The following is a 19,989-nucleotide window of genomic DNA, read 5'->3' as shown; positions in this document are numbered from 1 at the left end:
ACCCAACTTTTAAAATTTTCAAGGAAGTGGAAAATCGGATTAAGGAGCATGAGGGTAAAACCTTTAATTTGGGTGATATCCTGGAATTTTTAAAGGAACCGCCTTATGGTATTTATCCCAATATGGTTCACTACTCACTCTTAGGATTTGTTTTAAGGCCATACGTAAATAAACTATATGAATCAGGTACGGGGCGGAAGATAACCCCAATCTTAATGAAGGAAAAAATTAAAGAGGTTTTTAATTATTTAACAACTAATAGGGGAAAAGAGAAATTAGAGGTGAGATATGGAAGACAAGATGAGATCGAGCTTACTGAAATTTTAAAAGAAATCTTCAGGTTGGAGCAAGTTGAGAATTTAAATCAAGCTAAATGGGGTATAAGGGAATGGATAAGAAAGGTTAATCTTCCTATCTGGAGTTTAGAAGGTTTGCTGTCAGGAAATGTTCAGTTACTTAATGCTATAAGAGGAATTGACTATTTGAATAAAAGGGTTGATAAAGAAATTACTGAAGAGCTCATAAAGAAGATACTACCTTACTTTAAGAACTTCAAGACAGATTTAATGTTGTTGCTAGAAAGAGAAAAGGTGAGAGAAGGCTTTAAAAATTGGTTATTGAGTGAGAAAAATACTGTCAAAATTAATGAGAGCGAAGTAGATGAAGTGATTGAGTACCTGCATAAAAACATGCAAGAAGAAGTTGCTTTATGGGAGAAGGAAAAAGTACTTCTGAAGCTAAAAGATTGGGAGAGCGAAAAAACACGTGAAAGGTATAAGGTTGAATTTATAAATAAATTAAGCAGCTTATTTGACTTGCAAAGAGTAAATAGCATTCAAGAGTTGAAAGATTCGGTCAAAAATTATATAAATACAAATCTTAAATACCCGCTTTGGAGCATTAAGTATGTATTACGAGTTGAAGATATCATTGATTTTTTAGAGGAATTTGTCAGAAGTTATAAAGATCCATCTCAAGAGGAAATCGAAAAATTTCTTGAATTACTCCCGTCATTTGAAAATCTTTTACACAAAAATCTTAATTCAGAAACGGCAGAAAGGGGAATTCAAGAGTGGTTAAAGAGCAGAAATTCGATGTGTTCGATAAATGACATAAACAACTTCTTAGACTTTATAAGAGGAGATATTCAAAAAGAACCTTGCTTTTGGGAAGAAAAAGATTTGATTAAGTCTCTTAAAAAGTACAATTTCTTGAAACAGGTCGCAGAGATTTTCAATTTGGAAGAAAACTATTTAAAGTCAACGGATGATTTAAGAATTAAAGTAAAAAATCGAGTTGCTGAGATGCCTTATCCTTTTTGGGCTGTTGGGCTGGTAAGTGACGAAGAGATTAAAGAGGCAGTACACAAATTGTCGGAGTTTATAGTATCAGGTAAGGATGACCCAGTGTACTTTTTACAGGATTTGGAAAACCTTTATCAACTAATTGAAAGAAACAAAGACAGAATCAAGTCAATTTGGGAGTCTTCTCAGGTAGAAAAATTTTACAAATACTGGGTTAAAAAGATTCTCAATGTTAATGAGGACGTTTCAAGAATTTTGAACGCAATCAAGGCTAAGCTGAAGAATGAAGATTATTATTGGAGGAAGATAGAAGTGGAGAATCTTATTCTAAGAGAAAAGGAGATATTTCTATCTATATTAGGTAAAGAAATGAAAGAGCAGGTAGTGCAGAAGGTAAAAACTACTAATAAAGATTTGAGAGATATTTTGTTAAAACTCGTTGAGACTTACCCGCAAATAATTTCTAAGTTAGATGAACTTCTCTAAGTCATGATTTGGTTGAATGATTTTTTAAAGATGATAGAAAATGAAAAAGAAACAGCAAGTATAACTCTTAGAAGGTTTCCTGTAAGGTTTATCTTATTGGATAACTATAAAGATTTGAAGATTCTTCTGAGCCATTTTACATCTCAACTAGCTTTAAACGTGAAAAGACTTACCGAGCTCGAAAATTTTGAAAGTAACGAAGATGCTTGGATTACCACGCATGATATAATTAGTATGATCGCCGGTTTCGAACGCAACAAGGATTATATCATCCTTTCTTTGTCGGAATATTGCAGATTTCTCTCGGAGGATGAATTCTTTTCGCTACTAAGTACTCTTATGAGCATAGAGAATGCCGGGGACAATTTACGGAGGAGAATATACATACCCTTAGTAGGGATCAAAGGTAAGTTCGAGAAATTCTTTTTCGAAAAATTCCCGAGACGAAACGAGATAAAGCCTTTTTTTATTTTAGAAGGTGAAAGGGAAGCTTACAACTTGTACTTTTTAAACTTTTTAAAAGACATAGAGTTAGAAAATTCTTATATTGCAAGAACGTCAAGAGATTTTTTAAACATATGGGAGAAGGATTTACAAAATTTCAATAATATAGTTTGTTTTTCTGAAACCTTGAATTCACTCCGATCTTACGTATTGAGTGACGACACTTTTAATGTGCACATAATTAAAAACCATAAGGAACTTTTAAGTGCTCTGTTTAATATCAATGTGCCTGTTGAATACAGTGAAAACGATAAAAAGCATTGGGAAACTTTGAGCAGAATAGTAGAAAAGAAGAGAATTTCAAACTTTTACGAGTTGATTGAGGACCTTTTTAATGTAAGAAAGGTAAATATTGAGAATTTACTCTGTTTGTGGTTTAAAAGGGATGATTTTCATTGTTGGCTTCTAAAAAATTATGTGGTAAATAGAGAAGAGTTCAAAGAAACCTATGCCTCGAGGATTCTAACTTCACTGCAATCTACCGAAAAGGCCGAAATTATTAATAAATACTATACACTCATCTTTGAAGATAAAAAACCAAAGACTGAAATTCTGGAAGAAAGACGGTTGGCTCTCACAAATTTATTTAAGCAGGAGATTCAGTTGGATACAATTATTTCTGAGGTAGATGAGTTCTTGGAAGGGAAAAGCCAGCAACTTCAGCCGAAAGATTTTATGATATACCTGACAGGAACTACTCCCTACGAGAAATTGTGGATCATTGAGAATTACGAAATGATTGACAACCTGGAAGATGTATATCCCGATCTTCACTATTATCTTCGAAAAGATATAAAATTCAGAGATCTTAAGCCAGAGCAAAGTTGGATTTTAGAGTACTTTGATGAATATCGCATATCAAGATTGAGAAATCAACCTACTATAAGACTTTTAGAAATTTTGAACGAAAAAAATAGAGACGAAGATAGCTTTTTTAGTTGGTATTATTCGTTTACGAGGCTGAGCAACTACAAGATAGAAGAAGATGATGTGGTATGGATCGATGCCTTATCCTTAGAATTTATTCGGTTGGTAGGAGGATTGTTAGAAGAAAAGGGGTATAATGTAGAGGTGGATGTTGCTGTATCAAATCTTCCTTCTATAACCGAATTGAATCAGTTTGAGGGAATTGAGAGAATAGATGCTCTTGACAAGTTTTTACACGAACAGAAAGGTTCGAACAAATACCCAAAACTTATACAAGAAATAGAAATAATAAAGGGGATATTGAAAAATATTGTGTTGAAAGGCAAAAATAGATTCGTCATAGTATCTGATCACGGGTTTACAGCCTTTGCTAACAGGGAAACCCAAAAACAGAAGTTACCAGGATTCACTGTGAAAGAAAATGAGGTGAGATACGCTATTTTAGAAAAAGGGATGGATCTTATTGTGAAAGAAGATGTGATAGAACACGAAATTAATGATAGAGTGTATGTCATAGCCCTTAAACATACTTCATTTTGGTATCCGAGATCTCCTGAAACCCATGGCGGAGCGACTCCTGAGGAGGTATTGGTCCCTATCATTTATGCGACGAAGTTTGAATTAAAAGGCGAAAAAGTGCCTAAATGGCTATCTTACGAAATTACGTTATTAAACGAAGAAATTAACGTAAGGAGACCTATATTGAGTTTTACCGTGGCACCAGCTCCAAGCGCTGAAGTTGTAGTCAAGTATGCGAATCAGAGATTTAATGCAATGTATTCTGAAGAGGAAGGTTGCTATCAAATTAACTTAGGTGTTCTTAAACCCGGAGATTACGAATTAAGTTTTATAATTGGGGATTTTGTAGATAAACGTAGGGTCAGGATAAAGGGTGGAATTCAAGAAAGGGATTTACTGTCATGAAAGAGTTAAATCACTTGGATAAAAAAATTAAGGAAATTTTTCCAGAAGAGTCCCTACTTAAAATAAAAGAAAACTACAGTGTATTTGAGGGCAAAAACCTCCCGTCTTTCATAAAAGACTGGCTTGTTAAAAAGTTTTCATACGAAGATGGCAGAATAGATGTAGAAGAAATGAGAGATTACATAGATAAGCACATTCCGCAAAAGGAATCGGCGAAAAGACTTAAAGGAAGTTTAATGCACGACAGGACTCCTATTAAGATATTGGCCCGTGCATTGATTGAGCCGGACATCAAGAGAGGTATATTTAGATTCTCAATACCCGATCTTGGTATCAACTTTAATGAAGGAAAAGTACCTGAATACGTTGTTGAGAGGAATCCTGAATTAAAGGGTGGTGAAGTATGGGGTATCTTTGAACTCAAATACCAAGAGGAAGAGAAAGAGAATTTTATTGTTATTCAAGATTACCAACCTTTTAAACCGTACGAAATAGATCTTGAGTATTACAAAGAAGGAAGAAAAGAATTTGGCCTTGAAGAATGGGTAGATTTACTCGTAAGATCTATGGAATATAACCCTGATGGGTTCCACAGTCTTGAACAGAAGTTACTATTCGTATCGAGGCTCATCGTTTTTGTCGAACCAAGGGTTAATTTGATTGAGCTTGCCCCTAAAGGAACAGGAAAAACTTATATTTTTAACAACATTAGTAAATATGGATGGTGTGTAAGTGGGGGAAAAGTAACAAGAGCAAAGATGTTTTATGATATGGGAAGGAATGTTCCTGGATTCATCACGAGATATGATTTTGTTGCATTTGATGAGGTACAAACGATAGAGTTTTCAAATGATGAAGAAATGAGGGCGGCTTTAAAAAGTTATTTAGAGTTAGGTAAGTTTACGGTAGGAAACTACCATGGAGAATCTGATGCGGGATTTATGCTTCTTGGTAATGTTCAATTGGACAGGGAATTAAAACCTTTAAGTATGGTTTATTTTAATGAACTGCCAGAATCATTTAATGAGTCAGCCTTATTTGATAGATTTCACGGCTTTATTGAGGGATGGAGACTTCCGAGGATTAATGAAGATTTGAAAATTAGCGGCTATGCTTTGAATGTTGAATATTTTGCCGAAGTGTTACACAATCTGAGAACACGTTCCGAATATGCTACTATGGTGGATGAACTCTTGAATATACCTCCTAAAGCAGATACAAGAGACACCACTGCAATTAAAAGATTGGCAACTGGCTATCTGAAATTATTGTTCCCTCATGTTAGAGAAGTTTCAGAAATTGATAAAGATGAATTCGAAATCTTCTGTTTAAGACCGGCAATAGAAAAGAGAGCTATAATAAGAAGGCAATTGCATTTAATGGATGCTGAATATAAAGAGGAACTACCTGACATAAAAGTGAAGAGATAGGACAGCACTTTTAGTGATTTCGTTCTTCCGGCATTGAATATTGAGAATGTATTGTCTCCCGGAAACTATGAAATAGATAAGTTCATTTTTGTTTTTTACACGCCTCTAACAAAAACTTTTAATTGGCAGTGTTAACTACTATATAATAACTCTTATTAAATTCTCCCAAAGTAACCTACTTAAAGGATTCCCTCTTGTTTAATTCTCTGGATTAAGTTCGCTGCCTTGTACACTGAGATATGCAAACCCCAGGTAACGCAAGTTCCTTTATGTATGTGATCAAAGATCAATTTCATCATCTAAATCGTCTAAATTCTCCCAAAATTCTAAGTATTCCAGATCTAAGAGATCTTCCAAATTTTCAGTTTCTTCTTTAGTTTTTTTATTTTCCTCTGACTTAAGATTTTCTTTTCTTGCTTCTTTTTCAAGGTATTTAACTATGTCCAAATGACCTTGGTAAGCTGCCCACATTAAAACATTCCATCCTTTATCATCTTTGGCATTAATATCTGCACCATTTTCCACAAGGTATTTAACTATGTCCAAATGACCTTGGTAAGCTGCCCACATTAAAACATCCAGGCCTTTATTATCTTTAGCTTTAATATCTGCACCATTTTCCACGAGGTGTTTAACTATGTCCGAATGACCACAGAAAGCTGCTGTCATCAAAGCTGTGAAACCATCAATTCTTCCTTCGTTTACATTGCATCCTCTCTTTATAAGGTATTTGATTATATCCAGATTTCCGACAAGAGCTGCGGACATTAAAACAGTCCAGCCTTTTTCGTCTTTAAAATTGACATTTGCACCATTTTTTACAAGACTTTTTACCTTGGCGAGATTACCTTCTTCGACCGCTTTTATTAACAGTTTATTGATGTTAATTTTTGAATCTATTACTACACTTGATTTCTTTAGGAATTCATTAAGGAAGTTAACTATTTTCTTGTGTCCTTTTTCCTTAGCTAGGTGTAAAGCGGTTAACCCCTTATTGTTCTTGGCTTTGACATCTGCTCCTTGCTCTACAAGGTATTTAACAACATCAAGGTGACCTTTTTTAGCAGCGCACATCAGTGCAGTGTAACCCTCATTATCTTTGGCGTTAATGTTAGCTCCTTGCTCCACAAGGTATTTAACCATATGCAAGTTTCCGCTATCAGATTGGTACATTAGTACTGTCCATCCATAATTATCCGCTGCATTAACATTGGCTCCTTTTCTAATTAGATATTTGACTATTTCTAAATGACCTTCTTGAGCTGCACACATTAAAGTGGTCCAACCATCGTTATCTTTAGTGTTAATATCCGCTCCATTCTCAATCAAGTATTCAACTATATCTATATATCCGTTTTGCGAAACGTACATTAAAGGAGTCCACCCCTCATTATCTTTGGCGTTAATGTTAGCTCCTCGCTCCACAAGGTATTTAACTATCTCCAAATGCCCGTGGTAAGCAGCGTACGTTAAGGCTGTCCATCCTTCCTTGTCTTTTAAGCTAATGTTAGCCCCGTTTTCTACAAGATATTTGGCTAAATCCAGATGTCCGTTCTCTATAGCATACATTAAAGGAGTTTTACCATACTCATCCTCATAATCTATTTGTACCAAGCCCTTTTCCACAAAATATTTAACAACCGATAAGTTCCCATCTGCAGAGGCAAGAATCAGCACGTCATTTAGATTCATAATTTGTCCTTTAATTTAGTGTTCGTTTCAGATAAAGTAGCGTTTTTGTTTAAATGCATATTTTTAAGAGTAGCACGATATTTAATAATGCGTAAAATTTGTTTCTGCTTAATGTGTGTTTGTTTGATCATCGTAGTGTTTCTTGCTCGCATCTGGTGGTACTTCTCCTATTATAACTCCCTGGGCAAGATTTAGAAAGGAGTTTCCCGAAAAATGGATTTTAGTTGACGGCCCACTATATTTTATCGATAAATGGAGAAAGCGAGCTTTTAGAATTCTTAAAAATGAACTTAATATTGAACATGAAGGGTATTTAGAGGATAAACTATTAAAGTATGCTGTTGGGATTATTAAATCCCACAGGTTAAAACCTAAAAATCCACAAGCAATTCTAAAAATTGCTCACAATGAACGCTCTAAAGTTAGGTTACTATCGCAAGAGATCGATGTGAAAGGACGTGGACTATATTGGGACGAAAGTGATGGATATGCTAGTATGCACTTTACGTGGTATACAAGATTTAGACTACAATCCCAGCGGCCCTTGGGGTTTGCTGGCCTAATAAGATTAGATATTCACAAATCCACTTTAAATATAGTCCGTACTGATACTCTGGATGTTGAGAGTTTTCGGGAGTATGTTCCCATAATAAATGATATCACTGTTGGAGTGTGGAATGAACGCAGTCCACAATTACCAAGGGGTTCAGATTTGAAGAGTTTTGCTGAACCTTATCCTATTTATCAGCTTGAAAAAATTCTCAAAGCAACAATTTATCCCCGACGATTTATGTCATATTTGCTTGAAACATTCTGAATTTAGTTATTATTCTGAAGGTTGCCAAGTGTATAATTAAGTTATATTTAAATTTCTAACTTTAAAAGGATCGCTTAAAAATTCGCCAAAAACTTTTTAATTTGAGGGCATGCATGCTTTGCTTGTTATTTAATTATTGAAGGGAATTTGGAGGTAATCATAGAGAAGATGTACTTGACTTTTAATGAGCTTATTTGGTACTGGGTTATTTATTTTAGCTGATCCGCCCCTCCTCCTTCCTGCTCAAATTTCTCCAATAATTCCACCATATCACCCTTTGAGGTATTATTTTTCTTCGGTAGTAAGGGGATTTTTTCAGCAGGAGGAAGCGGATGGTGGGGCGGAATAGCCTGATGAAGAAGAGCTTTAAGCCGAGAGCTTTTTGGAGGTCTTTTACATAGTCGTCAATGGTTCTTGTCTGGTAGTTTAGAAGTCTCTGGCTTTCTTCGGTGTCCATCCAGTCGGTGGCAAAGTATTCTTTTGAAAAAGCCTCTTTTGGGAATGTTCCAATGCCGATGCCTTCCAGCACCTTTTCAACGATTTCACCATAGGTATGCCAGCACCTTTTGCCCCCACCAATTAATAGGATTTTACCCCAGATCTCTTCGCTTCTTACTCCATGGGCGATGGCGATTCCTACGTCTTTTGTGTGGACGTATTCCATTCGGTTCTGCAAATTGATTTCAAACAAGGTTTTGTCAATTTTTAAGTTTATTGGCATGGAGGCGGCAAGGCGGAAGATTGACCATTTAAGGCTGGAGTTTTTTAGCATGACTTCACATTCAACTTTGTGCCTTGAATAATGCTCTGGCGGGTTAACGGGGTCGTCGGGTTTTCTCGGTGGTTCAAGGTGCTGGGTAATGCCGAAGACGTGGACGGAAGAGGTGAAGATGATTTTTTCAGGTTTCTTGAGTTTTTCCATTGCCTTTATGAGATTTCTTGTTCCTTCTACATTTACCTTATAGGCGATTTCGGGGACCTTTTCCGATTCGAGGCCGGTGGCCGATAGTTTCGGAATGATGAAGGCAAGATGCACAACCACATCTGTGCCTTCCAGGGCCTTTTCTATGTCCTGCTCTTTTGTGATGTCACCCCAGAATACTTCAAGGGATTTGCCGTATTTTTTCTTTAATTTTTTAAATACTTTTATGTTTTTCCTTGTTTTGAGGTCAAAACATCGGACCTCATCACATTGGCTGAGCAGGGCCTCAATGGCACTCTGCCCAATGTTTCCAAAAGCTCCTGTCAAGAGCACTTTCATTTTATTCCTCCTTTTTAATGGACTCAAGTATGAGCCTTATGCCTTCTTTGCTTATTTCTTCGAATTCATGATTATCCTCCTTGAAAATTTGCTGTTCAATGGTTCCGATGGCATAGGAAACTATGACGTGGGCGGTAACTCTCGTGTCAACTTTCTTTAAAATTCCCTTTTCTATCCCTTCGGAGATAATTTGTGAGAAGTAATTTGTGTAAAGTTCAAAATATTCTGAGAGTTTTTTAAGGATGTTTTCGTCTCTGATGCCCGCCCTTAGAAATTCGATGAATAAGAGGAATTTAGGGCGAGATTCCCGGAATATTTCCCTGAAGAGTTCGGTCATTTTTAAAAGGCTTTCATATACATTTTGTGAGGTTTCAATGTATTCATTGATTCGTGAAGTCAGATCTTTTAGCCAGAGGTCAAGAATTTCGAGGAAGAACCTCTCTTTAGTCGGGAAGTAGTGGAAGAAGGCACCCTTGCTCACCTCTGCCTTTTCACAAATTTCCTGAATTGAGGTTGCATCATATCCCTTAAGGGAAAAGAGCTCCTCTCCCGCTTTTAGAATTTTTGCTCTGGTTTCTTGCTCTCCCATTTTCACTCCTTTATACCGACTGGTCGGTATGTATTATGGACTATGGGGTTTGGAATGTCAAGGGGGATGGGTTTAGATGTTATCTATGTTGTAATTTTTCTTGTATACAGAGGGAAATTTATGAGTATTAGGGAACAGAACTGTGGTGAGAACGGGTTTGGAAGTAGAAGGGAAGAGTGATGTAGTGGATGGCCGGTAAGAAATCCTGCTTTATTTTCCATTACTGTGGATTTGGAAGTGCAAGGAAAGAGCGTTGTGTTTGTGGACGATGGCCCGCACGAAATTCCTCAGTGGTGTGCGATGAGCACAAGGGAATATTCGTTAAATGCGGTTAGAGAATTTATTAACCAAATTTACGTTTAGAAAGATTCTTAAATTTTGCTTTTTATTCTGTGAGGGTATAAAATTTTATTATGTTGTTGTCGATTGATGAGCTTTTTGAAAAATTCAAGAAGGCTAAGCTGGAAGAACGTTTGAAAATTCTTGAAGAGATAGCGGAGTATGATTTCACCAGCAAGTACGAAGTTGTCAAAGTTTTAAATCTATTGATTGAAATTATTGCAAAATCTTCATCTAAATTAAAGGGTTCAGCAATAAAGACTCTTGTGAGGTTTAAAGAAAGGGGCGCTCTCGATTTGCTTATAGATGAGGTGCAGGAAATATTTGGTGAATTCGAAGAGGGTAGGTTTGACTTTGGGATTGAGGAAGAGGAAACGGTACAGCCAATGGATAGGGAAGAACTCGGTATTCACGATTTTTATGACATTTTTTCTGAGTTTCATCCCGAGAAAGAAGTGAAGAAGGAAGAGATTAAGCCGGAAGAATCGAAGGAAGAAGAAAAGAGGAAGGCGAAAGAAAAACGGGAAAAGTACCCCGACTTAATGGACTTTGAAATACCAGAGGATTAGTTTTTCCAATAACTTTATTGATCCTATTACACCCCCAAATTCTGCCAATCCTTATTAAGATCTGACAGAATATAGTATAGTTTTGATGTCGTCTCCCGGGAATCTATTGGTGTAGAATAGCAGTTCAAGAATAAGTATGAAGGATAGTGTGCAGGCACTTTGCCTTTATTTTTGCAGGTAATTTATTCGATTCCGGTATTTTCTAAATTTCTATAGGATGTTAGGTTTGCGGTGAGGTCTTATTCTCCTCTCTCTGCGGTTCTCTCTTTTTTAAAGCAAATATGATCCACAGGGCTATAAGGGCAAAAACGAGAATCACCGCTTCCATCTGAACTACAGAATATCCCATTGATCTCATAAATAGTGCGACACCGTCAACAATAGTATGCGCCAATATGGCGTAAACCAGCCAGAGTATGTTAGACCTTAGAATGGCTTGGAGTACAAGGAGAGTCCAGGCTATATGCATTGTAATTGCGAAAATTCTTTCCAGGCCACCAAGGATTGGAATATACCAGGGGATTGACCAGTAGGTCTCTATCTGCTGTTTGAGCTTTAACAGGGTTTCTTCAGGGAGGCTGAGTCTTTCCAATCCACCACTCTTGAGAACAAGCATGTTTACGAAAGTTGAAAGGACAAGGACTCCAAGGAGTATGGATTCAATTCCACCGTGGCCAGCCCCAAAGGTTACCCCTTCTTGCCAGGATCTTGCGTCTCTTCTCCAGAATTTAAGAACCAGATATCTTGCAACCTCTTCGCAAAAGCCGGCAGAAAGCCCTGCAATAAGAGCCATCGCTGGAAGTGGCCACAGGGCAACACCTCTCCCACCCTTTAACAAGCCAATGGCGTAGTTGAGGGGGATGTGAACAACCTGAGAAAGAATAAAAGTTATCGCGCCAGCCCAGATGAGACTCATTTGTAAGTTGAATTTTTTCGTCAGGAATACCCATAAGAAGATGGGTATTCCCATCATTATTATCATCTCTATGATAAAGGCAATAATTAACATATCCTCTCCTTAAATTGTTGAAATCAGGCTTCTTTTTTTCTGATGGCTGAAACCGATTCAACCACAACAAAAATAGCCAGGGCAAACAGAATAAGGGCGGTTATGGTTATTACGTCGTATTGCCCGTGAGTCATTTTGATTACGAGGGTGTAGGCAAGGGCGGTCAGAGTCATGGCGAGCATAAAAATCATGGGCAAAATTATGGCTAAGGAATGTTTGAAGTTTTCCCTCTTTACCCACACGTAGATAATTAGCAAAACAAGGGCTGCGAGGAGCTGGTTGGTGGTTCCAAAGATGGGCCAAATGACTTTCCAGACAGGCACGACGTTTCCTGAGAAGTCTCTTAATTTCATATTTAGTAAAAGTATTGGCAGGATCAGTGAAGCCATGGTGGCAAAGATTCGGGCGGCAAGGCTTTCTTTAATCTCAAAGAGTTCCTGAAAAATGTATCTTGCAATTCTCGTTGCGGTATCAACAGTCGTCAAAATGAAGGCAGATACGGCGAGATAGCCGAGGATTTGGCCAGCTCGTGGTTTAATACCTATGATGGAACAAAATTTCCCAATTCCCTCAGAGTAAATTTGTTGGGGATTTGATACGGTTTGACCTTTTGAAAGGATCATCACCGTTGAAAGGGCAATGGCAGCAACCACACCTTCGAGGAGCATCCCGCCGTAAGCAACGAATCTGGCATTTTTAGGATTGTCCAGTTGCTTAGAAGTAGTTCCGGAGGAAACGAGGGAATGAAACCCCGAGATGGCTCCACAGGCTATGGTTATGAACATAAATGGAATTAGAGGACCTATGGATTTAGAGTTAAAGCTTACAAATGCGGGGTAGTTAATCGAGTTCTTTCCAAATATCAAGCCTATAAGCCCAATCAGAAGGGTAAAGTAGAGGAAGTAGCTTGAAAGATAGTCTCTTGGCTGCAAAAGAAACCAAACAGGCAGGATTGACGCTAAAAATGCGTATAAGGTTAAAATCCAAATCCACTGAGTTTTGGAGAGGATGATAAGTGGATTGTTTAGGCTAAATAGGATCCCCGCAAAAATTAAAAGTAGTGCAACCACCGTTGAAAGGCCGAGTTTGATTTTGAGACGGTAAAGAGAGATGCCGAAAAGAATTGCAATAAGTATATAAAGAATGCTGACCTGGGCAACGACTGGTTCTTTCGCAAAGGTGTCGGCACTTAAATCAAGAAATACTGCTACAACATACATTAGCGCAAGCCAGATGAATATGAGAAAGATTTTGTAGGTTCTTTTGTTGATGTACTTTTTTGCTACTTCTGCTATGGACCTTCCACCGTGTCTTATGGAGATTATAAGGGAGGAGAAGTCGTGAAGACCACCGATAAAAATGGACCCGAGAACGATCCAGAGTATTGCCGGTACCCAGCCAAAGGCAAGGCCTGCTATGATTGGTCCTACTATTGGGCCTGCACCGGCGATGGAGGAGAAGTGATGACCGAGAAGCACGAGTTTATTGGTGGGAACGTAGTCAACGCCGTCGTATTTTTCTTTTGAGGGAACGGGTTCCTCTTTCTTCACCCCGTAGGTGTTTTCGAGGAACCTTCCGTAAAACTTGAAGGCAAGAGCAAAAATCAAAATAACTGCTACAATATAAAGAGTACTCATCAAAAAATTATAAAACCTTTATTAGAAATTAGGAAAATAGAATGGATTTAAGCTGTGACTTGCTTATCCGAGTCTTTAAAGAATTTAAATTCTATTCTTGAGCCAATTGCAGGAATAAGGTATCGTCCGGGCTTGTAAATTTTGGAGGTGCAACCCTAAAAGCATTAACTTTTTCAATGACAAAATTTAGGAACTCATTGATATACCAGCGTTTTGGGTATTCTTACCCATACCCTCTTGACAGTACGAGTATAATAGTGTATTATATAACTATGACACTTGAAGGGCTGAAAAAACCAAACTTCGATCCAAACCTGCCAATTTATTTACAAATAATGAATTTTGTGAAGAAACTTATCGTGCGGGGGGTTTTAAAGCCCGGCGATAAAGTTCCTTCCGTCAGGGATATGGCGCTTTTCCTGGGCGTTAATCCGAATACGGTACAAAAGGCGTACGAGGAGCTTGAAAGGGATGGCACTATATTTACAAAGCGAGGTCAGGGCAATTTTGTTAACGAGGATAAAAGTGTTGCGGTTAAACTTAAAGAGGCAATGGTTAAAGAAGTCATTGAAAGATATAAAAAAGAGATGGAAGAGTTAGGTATTTCTAAAGAACAAATTTTAATCCTTTTAAAGGAGATGCTTGAATGAGTGGGGTTATTAAAGTTGCAAATCTTTACAAAAAATACGGATCTGTTGTCGCCCTTCAAAACATCACTTTAGAAGTAAAAAGGGGCGAGATTGTGGGGATATGTGGGCCTAACGGGAGTGGTAAATCCACTTTTTTGAGAATTCTGAGCGGTATAGTAAAGCCAACTTCGGGATACATGGAAGTTCTTGGAGGGATTGTCGGTAAATCTACGCGAAAAAATATTGCTTATGTTTCTGAAAACGACACCTTTTACAAATGGATGAGGATTGGGGAGCTTTTAAGTTTTCTGAAGACCTTTTACCCTGACTTGAACGTGGAGGTGGCGAAAGAACTTTTAAAAAACGAAAATCTTGAGTTGAATAAAAAAGTGGGTGAATTGTCAAAGGGCAACAGGCAGAGGCTCAAAGTTATCATGGCAATTTCCCGGTCACCTGAGATTATTTTATTGGATGAGCCTTTTTCGGGTATTGATATGCTTTCGAGGGATAGGATTCTTGACCTCTTGAAAGGTTTCCTGATTGGCGGAGAGAGGACGGCGCTCATTTCTACCCATTTTGTGGAAGGGCTTGAGGAAATTTTCAGCAGGGTAATTTTCTTTAAAGAAGGTGATGTGGTTCTTGACGAAAATTGCGAGAAATTGAGGGAGAAGTATGGTAAGTCAGTAAAAGCTATGTATTTTGAAGTATTTGGAGGCCTGTCATGATAGGGAAGCTTATTTGGAAAGAAATTCGGGAAAATTTCATTAATAGCATGATTTTTGCAGGGGTTATTTTAACTGCAACCATTTACGGTACGTTAAAGAACTTCGGTGATATTAAAGCTCTTGGCGCTTTATCAATTTTGATCGCTGTTCTTTCCTTTGTGATGGTCCTTGCCTATGCAATTTACCGAGGATATTCTACAATTAAGCGTGAAAAGGACCGGAATACCCTTGAGTTCTTGCTATCCCTTCCCGTTGATGGTCGGGAGATTGTTGTTTCTAAGTTTTTGGCATTTGCAATCGAGGCTCTTTTTCTTTCTCTTTGCATTACTATCTTTTCTCACTTACCGCTATTGACTTTGCTTTTTTCCAAGGCTGTGGGTAGTGTTGAGTTTAAATCCGGGGCAATGACGATTACCTATATCACTTTTCACTTTTTCCTTTTATCTTTGTTTGTTTTTATAGTTTTTCAGTTCTATGAGATTCTAATTCTCTCGCTTAAAACTAAGAGTTTCTTCCTGAATGCACTTTTGTTTTTTGCTTATCTTTACATAATGTCAGCTTTTATGTCATTTTTAAAGAAACTCTTTAACTTTCTACCTCAGGGGGCCCCTTTGCACCGAACCTTTGGGGGTGAGGAGTTGATAGTGTTGTCTGGATTGGATTGTCAAGGGCTGGCGGCCGGAGCCCTTGCAAGTGTCGCTCTTATAATCTTGGGGATTTTCCTATTCAATAAAAAAGTGGAGGTGTAGGTATGAATTGTCTGTTGACAATTTTGCTATTGGGCACAATTTCAGCTGAAAATGTAAAAAATATAACAATTAAACAAACGGGTCCAGCGTTCATGCAACCTGGGCCGCAAATCTCCGTTGTGATTGACAGCGTAGATGGAGTGGATTTTTCTGAGGATGAAGGGTATACCGCGGAGCTTAAAGATGGAGAGTTAACAGTGAAGATAGTGGGCGATAAGAGTATGGAGATTGAAATACCTTCTATTGTAGAAAAGATTGAACTTAATGGTATCTTTGTTGATTTTAAAGTGATTTCTAATGTGCCATTTACCGGTAAGGGTGTAAATGTTTCCAATGTCAAAGGAGACATTGAAGTGTCGGGAAAACCTATATCAAACCTCGTAGTGCTTAATGTCTTTGGCGACGTCTATATGGAGTTTGAACCCGACACCCTAATCTTGCCCACAGTGCAGGTAACTTCAGTAAATGGTGATATTATAGTGGATTTTGTGCCAGGAAATTTTACAATCAGCAGTGTTAAAGGGGACATTGAGATTAAAAAACCGGATGTACTGTATGCTGATAGCCTTTATTCTTACAATGTGGGGTCTGTGTCGGGTTCCATTGACCTTCCAGTGGAAATTGAAAATTTAGTAAATGTTTCGAAGTCTACTACCCAAAAGGGTGAAACCTTTGTCCATTTTGAACCTTCTTTTTCTCTCCTTTCCTTCAATAGAGTTGATGGCCTTCTTATTAGTTTGGGTTCCAATAGTGTCAAAGATTGGGGAAGATACGCTTTTACTCTTAGTTATGGGACTGCCTCGAAAAGATTTCAGTACTATCTGGATGTAGAAAAGTTTTTACTTTCAAAGGGGGTAAAAATAGGGGCTGGGCTTTCCTTATATAACTATCACGTTCATTCGGATTTCTGGAAGGTGACGAGGGGTGAAAACTCCTGGCAGGCGCTACTTTTCAAAGACGACGTTCCAGATTATTATAAGTCCGAGGGGTTTGATCTTTACCTGACAACCAGAATAAAAGATTTTGGAACTAAGATTACCTATAGTCAGAAAAAGCATGCAAGTCTATCAAATAAAACGAACTTTTCCATCTTTTACAAAGAAAAGGATTTCAGGGAAAATCCTGGTGCATATGAGGGTATGAACCGAATTGTTAAATTAGAACTGGGGTATAGAGATTTTGCAAGAATTTCGGGAGAATATTTCTTTGAAACACCAATAAATGAAAGGTTTGTGCGCCTTCAGGCGGACGTAGAAGGTAAAACCGAAATTTCCCCATTGGAGTTCTATCACAAGTTGAGTGCAGGCTATACTGAAAACGATACCTTCCCTTACGGGTTTACCATTGGCGGCCCAACAACCCTTCCAGGATATCCGACTGGTTACTTTTCTGCAAGAAGGTTCGTGCTTGCCCATGAGTACTTAATTGTTCCCACCAATTTTGTTGATTTCATCATCGGCGTTTACGGGGGTCTGATTGATGGGAAATTCTACGGAGATTTTCTCGGGGGAATTAACATCTTCAATGGGTGTGGTGTCTTCGTAACCAGGGATAAGGTTTCAAATCAGATTAAATACTTTATGAGGTTTAATAAAAGAATATGATAGGAACTGTATTGCTTCTTATAGGCATTGTGTTACCTTCCTCAAAAACGGCTACCCTCCGTGTAGAAGGGAGATTGCAGGGAATTGAGCTTATCATCCAGCCCGGGGAGAGTACCTATGCCCTTGGGGCTCTCCCCAGGGCTTACCCTGCACAAGGCGAAATGGTCTATGATTTTGGAGAAATCTCAAGTAGTTTGCCCCCATTAACCAGCAAAAGGATTAAGCTTTTTGTTTCACCAGAGGTGAGAAATCTTTGCTTGAATTTTTATGCAGAATTTTCTGCTTTAAAGATAAACCTTGAGAATATTGATACACTAAAAATTGACCTGAATTCGAAATTTTCTTCTCTTTCCATTGAAGTAGAGAGCTCGCAGGTTTATATTTTGAATATCAGTCAATTACGTGGCAACTCACGAATATCTGGGAAAAGAGCAGAAGATCGAGGCGATATCACAATCCTGGCGGGAACTTTTAAAATTACTGGTGACCTTAGTAAGGTTAGTTACATTTTCAATGCTGAGGGTTCCGAGATAATTTGCACGAAGAAGGTGACTATTCATAGAATGGGGCTTATAAATAGGCTTAAGGTTGCAGAAAAATTAAATGAGTTTGCTGGACCGCAAAGTATTTTAAAAGTTTATGGGAATTTTAACGTTATAAAATTATTGAGGGTTGAAGAAGAATAAATGAGCGGAGGAAAGATAAAAAAACTGGTAAGAAAGAAAGATGGCAGGGTGTTGGGAGGAGTGTGTGCTGGCCTTGCCGATTACCTTGGCATTGATGTGATTATTGTAAGGTTAATTTTAATTGCTTTAACACTGGCATGGGGAGGGGGACTGTTGTTCTATCTTCTTGCCTGGATAATAATACCAGAGGAGGAGTAAGATGAAAAAGTTCAGAAGAAAGATAAAAGGAAAAATGCTGGGCGGAGTTTGTGCAGGGCTTGCAGAGTATTTTAACGTTGATGTGAGCCTTGTAAGGCTTGCAATGGTGCTTTTAGCACTGATAGATGGTCTCGGAATTGTGTTCTATATTCTGGCGTGGATTGTAGTTCCCGCAGAGGAAAGCGAAGGGGAAAAAGCAGAAGAAATAGGGACCGAGGTCCAGAGTGATGAGAGTGATCGAAGCGCACGCATTGTTGCCGGTATTTTCCTCATAGCTCTCGGAGTTTACTTTCTGATCAGAAACTATTTCGGACTCTTTTTGGCCTGGGACAAGATATGGCCTATTCTTCTTATAATTCTCGGTGTTTGGATCATTTACAGGGGGGTATCTAAGAAAGAGGAGGCTGGAAAATGAAGAAGAGAAGTGGACAATTATGGATAGGTGTTACATTACTGATTCTGGGCATTCTCTTCCTTCTTAGGAATTTTGGTCTTGTAACGGGAAGTGTGTGGGGAATCATCGGCAAGTTCTGGCCTTTAATACTGGTATTCATAGGCCTTGAAATGATCGTTAAAGACAGGATAGCAAGGGGCGTTATTATTGTGATCTTCCTTATACTTTCTATTTTAGTTGTAATTTTCTCGCCCAGAAAGGTTAAAAGTTTTGAAAAACACCGGAAGATTGTTATAAAAAATGAGGTACTCTACGATACTTCGGCAACTTTTATCCTTAACGAAGACCTCAAAGGGATTGAGACCATTAAAGTTAAGGTCGAAAATATAAAGGATCTTGATATAACCGTCAGGCAATCTGACGAGGGAAAGTTGGAATCGGAGCTTTACATTGGCGGGAAAAGAGGGGAGTTTTTTGCTGATTCAGTAGAATATACCTACCAGAGAATGGGGGATGAAGGAATTTTGAGAATCAGGGACATGAGAAGTGGCTTGGAAGGTATAAAAAGGTTTCTGGCTGAGAAGGGATATAAAGGACATTTAAGTCTAAGAGTTCCTAAGGGCAAGAATCTAAAGATTGAAAACGTTAACGGGGACTTAGATATGGAAAAACTGGCTTTAAGGGATTTGGAAATAAGTCAGGTGAATGGTGATGCAGAGTTTAGAGAAATATCTACTCGTGATTTTGAATTTTCCAACGTGAATGGGGATTTTGATGGGGAAAGAATTTATTCTGAGGAAAGTATACGCCTTTCCTTAGTGAATGGGAGTTTTGAAATTAGAGAGGCAAAGGGTAAGCGCCTTGAAATAAGCGGAGTAAACGGAGACATTAGACTTCATGAGAATCTGGAATTCGAAAGGCTCGAGGTGGAGATGGTTAATGGTGATATTGAATGCAGAGTTTCGCCTAAGTGGCTAAAAGGTATTGTTAATTTGAAGACGGTTTCAGGTGATATTGAGATTGAAAAGGTTGATATTGACAGGCTTCCCGTAGCAATCAGAAAAGGGTTTAAAGGAGAATTTAAAGACTCTTCACAGGCTAAGATATTTATTGAGACACTCTCTGGTAAGGTGAATATAAGGTAACAAAATAAGAAGTGGGCCCGCAGGGACTCGAACCCCGAACCAACGGATTATGAGTCCGCTGCTCTGCCGGTTGAGCTACGGGCCCACGTTGTATAATTATAAAATTTTCCTCGCGGATTTTCAAGAGATAAGGATAACTCAAAAGCAGACTTTCAAAATGTGCATTTTGTGCTTAAATTATCCAAGATACGAGGGGATGTTTAATAAACCCTATTCATCGTTTGCCCATTCTGTGGATTTTAAGTAATTATCATTTTTTTATAGCCCTTTATCGCGGAAAAGCGCAGACTTGACAGTTCACCGTATCAGATGTATTTTTCCAACATGGTAATATGCTCATTTTGAGCAGAGCAACAAACAAATATTTAAAC

Annotated in this window: 19 protein-coding genes and 1 tRNA gene; 14 read left to right on the top strand and 6 right to left on the bottom strand. The window is 38.1% G+C overall.

Going from position 1 to position 19,989, the window contains the following annotated elements:
- From QMD82_02080 to brxL, 3 genes are all read left to right on the top strand, one after another.
- Positions 1–1,790: hypothetical protein (locus QMD82_02080; GenBank protein MDI6850713.1), on the top strand; the 1,790-nt coding region annotated here is incomplete at its 5' end.
- 3 nt (positions 1,791–1,793) lie between these two features.
- Entirely contained in the window at positions 1,794–4,145 is a 2,352-nt protein-coding gene (pglZ, locus tag QMD82_02075) for a BREX-4 system phosphatase PglZ (GenBank protein ID MDI6850712.1), read from the top strand.
- Positions 4,142–5,575, top strand: coding sequence for a BREX system Lon protease-like protein BrxL (gene brxL, locus QMD82_02070; protein ID MDI6850711.1), 1,434 nt, complete (start codon positions 4,142–4,144; stop codon positions 5,573–5,575). Before pglZ ends, brxL begins: the two co-directional genes overlap by 4 nt.
- A 279-nt stretch (positions 5,576–5,854) precedes the next feature.
- Here brxL and QMD82_02065 read toward each other — a convergent pair whose 3' ends face one another.
- Entirely contained in the window at positions 5,855–7,267 is a 1,413-nt protein-coding gene (locus QMD82_02065) for an ankyrin repeat domain-containing protein (protein MDI6850710.1), read from the bottom strand.
- Between the two features lie 142 nt (positions 7,268–7,409).
- On the opposite strand from QMD82_02065, the gene QMD82_02060 reads away from it, so the two are divergent.
- Complete coding sequence (locus tag QMD82_02060) at positions 7,410–8,084, top strand: hypothetical protein (GenBank protein ID MDI6850709.1); 675 nt, start codon at positions 7,410–7,412, stop codon at positions 8,082–8,084.
- A 214-nt stretch (positions 8,085–8,298) separates the two neighbouring features.
- Here the strand turns inward: QMD82_02060 and QMD82_02055 are convergent, their stop codons facing one another.
- Positions 8,299–9,345, bottom strand: a complete 1,047-nt coding sequence (locus QMD82_02055) for an NAD(P)-dependent oxidoreductase (protein ID MDI6850708.1) — start codon at positions 9,343–9,345, stop codon at positions 8,299–8,301.
- A 1-nt stretch (position 9,346) separates the two neighbouring features.
- Entirely contained in the window at positions 9,347–9,934 is a 588-nt protein-coding gene (locus QMD82_02050) for a TetR/AcrR family transcriptional regulator (protein MDI6850707.1), read from the bottom strand.
- Between the two features lie 54 nt (positions 9,935–9,988).
- Here QMD82_02050 and QMD82_02045 point away from each other — a divergent pair, with 54 nt between their 5' ends.
- Both QMD82_02045 and QMD82_02040 read left to right on the top strand, forming a co-directional pair.
- A complete protein-coding gene (locus QMD82_02045) occupies positions 9,989–10,114 on the top strand; it encodes a hypothetical protein (GenBank protein ID MDI6850706.1) in 126 nt (41 codons plus the stop codon).
- Between the two features lie 233 nt (positions 10,115–10,347).
- Positions 10,348–10,842, top strand: a complete 495-nt coding sequence (locus tag QMD82_02040) for a hypothetical protein (GenBank protein MDI6850705.1) — start codon at positions 10,348–10,350, stop codon at positions 10,840–10,842.
- A 220-nt stretch (positions 10,843–11,062) separates the two neighbouring features.
- On the opposite strand, the gene QMD82_02035 is transcribed toward QMD82_02040, so the two are convergent.
- Together QMD82_02035 and QMD82_02030 are read right to left on the bottom strand one after the other, a co-directional pair.
- The gene (locus QMD82_02035; protein MDI6850704.1) at positions 11,063–11,851 is read right to left on the bottom strand and encodes a YhfC family glutamic-type intramembrane protease; all 789 of its coding nucleotides are present in this window, start codon (positions 11,849–11,851) and stop codon (positions 11,063–11,065) included.
- Positions 11,852–11,874: 23 nt separating this feature from the next.
- On the bottom strand, positions 11,875–13,488 hold the full coding sequence (locus QMD82_02030) for a carbon starvation protein A (protein MDI6850703.1): 1,614 nt from the start codon (positions 13,486–13,488) through the stop codon (positions 11,875–11,877).
- 272 nt (positions 13,489–13,760) lie between these two features.
- Here QMD82_02030 and QMD82_02025 point away from each other — a divergent pair, with 272 nt between their 5' ends.
- The 8 genes from QMD82_02025 to QMD82_01990 are packed head-to-tail and all read left to right on the top strand — an operon-like array spanning position 13,761 to position 19,618.
- Positions 13,761–14,138 (top strand): GntR family transcriptional regulator, encoded by a 378-nt coding sequence (locus QMD82_02025; protein ID MDI6850702.1) that lies wholly within the window; start codon positions 13,761–13,763, stop codon positions 14,136–14,138.
- Entirely contained in the window at positions 14,135–14,842 is a 708-nt protein-coding gene (locus tag QMD82_02020; GenBank protein MDI6850701.1) for an ABC transporter ATP-binding protein, read from the top strand. The genes QMD82_02025 and QMD82_02020 overlap by 4 nt, the downstream gene beginning before the upstream one ends.
- Entirely contained in the window at positions 14,839–15,591 is a 753-nt protein-coding gene (locus QMD82_02015; GenBank protein ID MDI6850700.1) for an ABC transporter permease subunit, read from the top strand. The genes QMD82_02020 and QMD82_02015 overlap by 4 nt, the downstream gene beginning before the upstream one ends.
- Before the next feature lie 2 nt (positions 15,592–15,593).
- Positions 15,594–17,195, top strand: a complete 1,602-nt coding sequence (locus QMD82_02010; protein ID MDI6850699.1) for a hypothetical protein — start codon at positions 15,594–15,596, stop codon at positions 17,193–17,195.
- Positions 17,192–17,881 (top strand): hypothetical protein, encoded by a 690-nt coding sequence (locus tag QMD82_02005; GenBank protein ID MDI6850698.1) that lies wholly within the window; start codon positions 17,192–17,194, stop codon positions 17,879–17,881. The genes QMD82_02010 and QMD82_02005 overlap by 4 nt, the downstream gene beginning before the upstream one ends.
- Positions 17,882–18,079: a PspC domain-containing protein gene (locus tag QMD82_02000; protein MDI6850697.1), complete on the top strand. Its 198-nt coding sequence runs from the start codon at positions 17,882–17,884 to the stop codon at positions 18,077–18,079. It begins immediately after the preceding gene.
- A gap of 1 nt (position 18,080) precedes the next feature.
- Complete coding sequence (locus tag QMD82_01995) at positions 18,081–18,494, top strand: PspC domain-containing protein (GenBank protein MDI6850696.1); 414 nt, start codon at positions 18,081–18,083, stop codon at positions 18,492–18,494.
- A complete protein-coding gene (locus QMD82_01990; protein MDI6850695.1) occupies positions 18,491–19,618 on the top strand; it encodes a DUF4097 family beta strand repeat-containing protein in 1,128 nt (375 codons plus the stop codon). Before QMD82_01995 ends, QMD82_01990 begins: the two co-directional genes overlap by 4 nt.
- A 12-nt stretch (positions 19,619–19,630) precedes the next feature.
- Here the strand turns inward: QMD82_01990 and QMD82_01985 are convergent.
- Positions 19,631–19,703 (bottom strand) — tRNA-Ile (locus QMD82_01985).
- Positions 19,704–19,989 lie beyond the last annotated feature (286 nt).

It is taken from the genome of bacterium, from assembly GCA_030019025.1.
Classification (GTDB): Bacteria; Hydrothermota; Hydrothermia; order UBA1063; family UBA1063; genus UBA1063.
The sequence above is the reverse complement of the archived record's forward strand: the minus strand, read 5'-3'. Positions and strand labels throughout refer to the sequence as shown.

Bases quoted from the DNA above. Each gene is read 5' to 3' on its own strand.
- pglZ (MDI6850712.1), top strand. From the start codon at position 1,794: ATGATTTGGTTGAATGATTTTTTAAAGATGATAGAAAATGAAAAAGAA.
- brxL (MDI6850711.1), top strand. From the start codon at position 4,142: ATGAAAGAGTTAAATCACTTGGATAAAAAAATTAAGGAAATTTTTCCA.
- QMD82_02065 (MDI6850710.1), bottom strand. From the start codon at position 7,267: ATGAATCTAAATGACGTGCTGATTCTTGCCTCTGCAGATGGGAACTTA.
- QMD82_02055 (MDI6850708.1), bottom strand. From the start codon at position 9,345: ATGAAAGTGCTCTTGACAGGAGCTTTTGGAAACATTGGGCAGAGTGCC.
- QMD82_02050 (MDI6850707.1), bottom strand. From the start codon at position 9,934: ATGGGAGAGCAAGAAACCAGAGCAAAAATTCTAAAAGCGGGAGAGGAG.
- QMD82_02045 (MDI6850706.1), top strand. From the start codon at position 9,989: ATGTCAAGGGGGATGGGTTTAGATGTTATCTATGTTGTAATTTTTCTT.
- QMD82_02040 (MDI6850705.1), top strand. From the start codon at position 10,348: ATGTTGTTGTCGATTGATGAGCTTTTTGAAAAATTCAAGAAGGCTAAG.
- QMD82_02035 (MDI6850704.1), bottom strand. From the start codon at position 11,851: ATGTTAATTATTGCCTTTATCATAGAGATGATAATAATGATGGGAATA.
- QMD82_02030 (MDI6850703.1), bottom strand. From the start codon at position 13,488: ATGAGTACTCTTTATATTGTAGCAGTTATTTTGATTTTTGCTCTTGCC.
- QMD82_02025 (MDI6850702.1), top strand. From the start codon at position 13,761: ATGACACTTGAAGGGCTGAAAAAACCAAACTTCGATCCAAACCTGCCA.
- QMD82_02020 (MDI6850701.1), top strand. From the start codon at position 14,135: ATGAGTGGGGTTATTAAAGTTGCAAATCTTTACAAAAAATACGGATCT.
- QMD82_02015 (MDI6850700.1), top strand. From the start codon at position 14,839: ATGATAGGGAAGCTTATTTGGAAAGAAATTCGGGAAAATTTCATTAAT.
- QMD82_02010 (MDI6850699.1), top strand. From the start codon at position 15,594: ATGAATTGTCTGTTGACAATTTTGCTATTGGGCACAATTTCAGCTGAA.
- QMD82_02005 (MDI6850698.1), top strand. From the start codon at position 17,192: ATGATAGGAACTGTATTGCTTCTTATAGGCATTGTGTTACCTTCCTCA.
- QMD82_02000 (MDI6850697.1), top strand. From the start codon at position 17,882: ATGAGCGGAGGAAAGATAAAAAAACTGGTAAGAAAGAAAGATGGCAGG.
- QMD82_01995 (MDI6850696.1), top strand. From the start codon at position 18,081: ATGAAAAAGTTCAGAAGAAAGATAAAAGGAAAAATGCTGGGCGGAGTT.
- QMD82_01990 (MDI6850695.1), top strand. From the start codon at position 18,491: ATGAAGAAGAGAAGTGGACAATTATGGATAGGTGTTACATTACTGATT.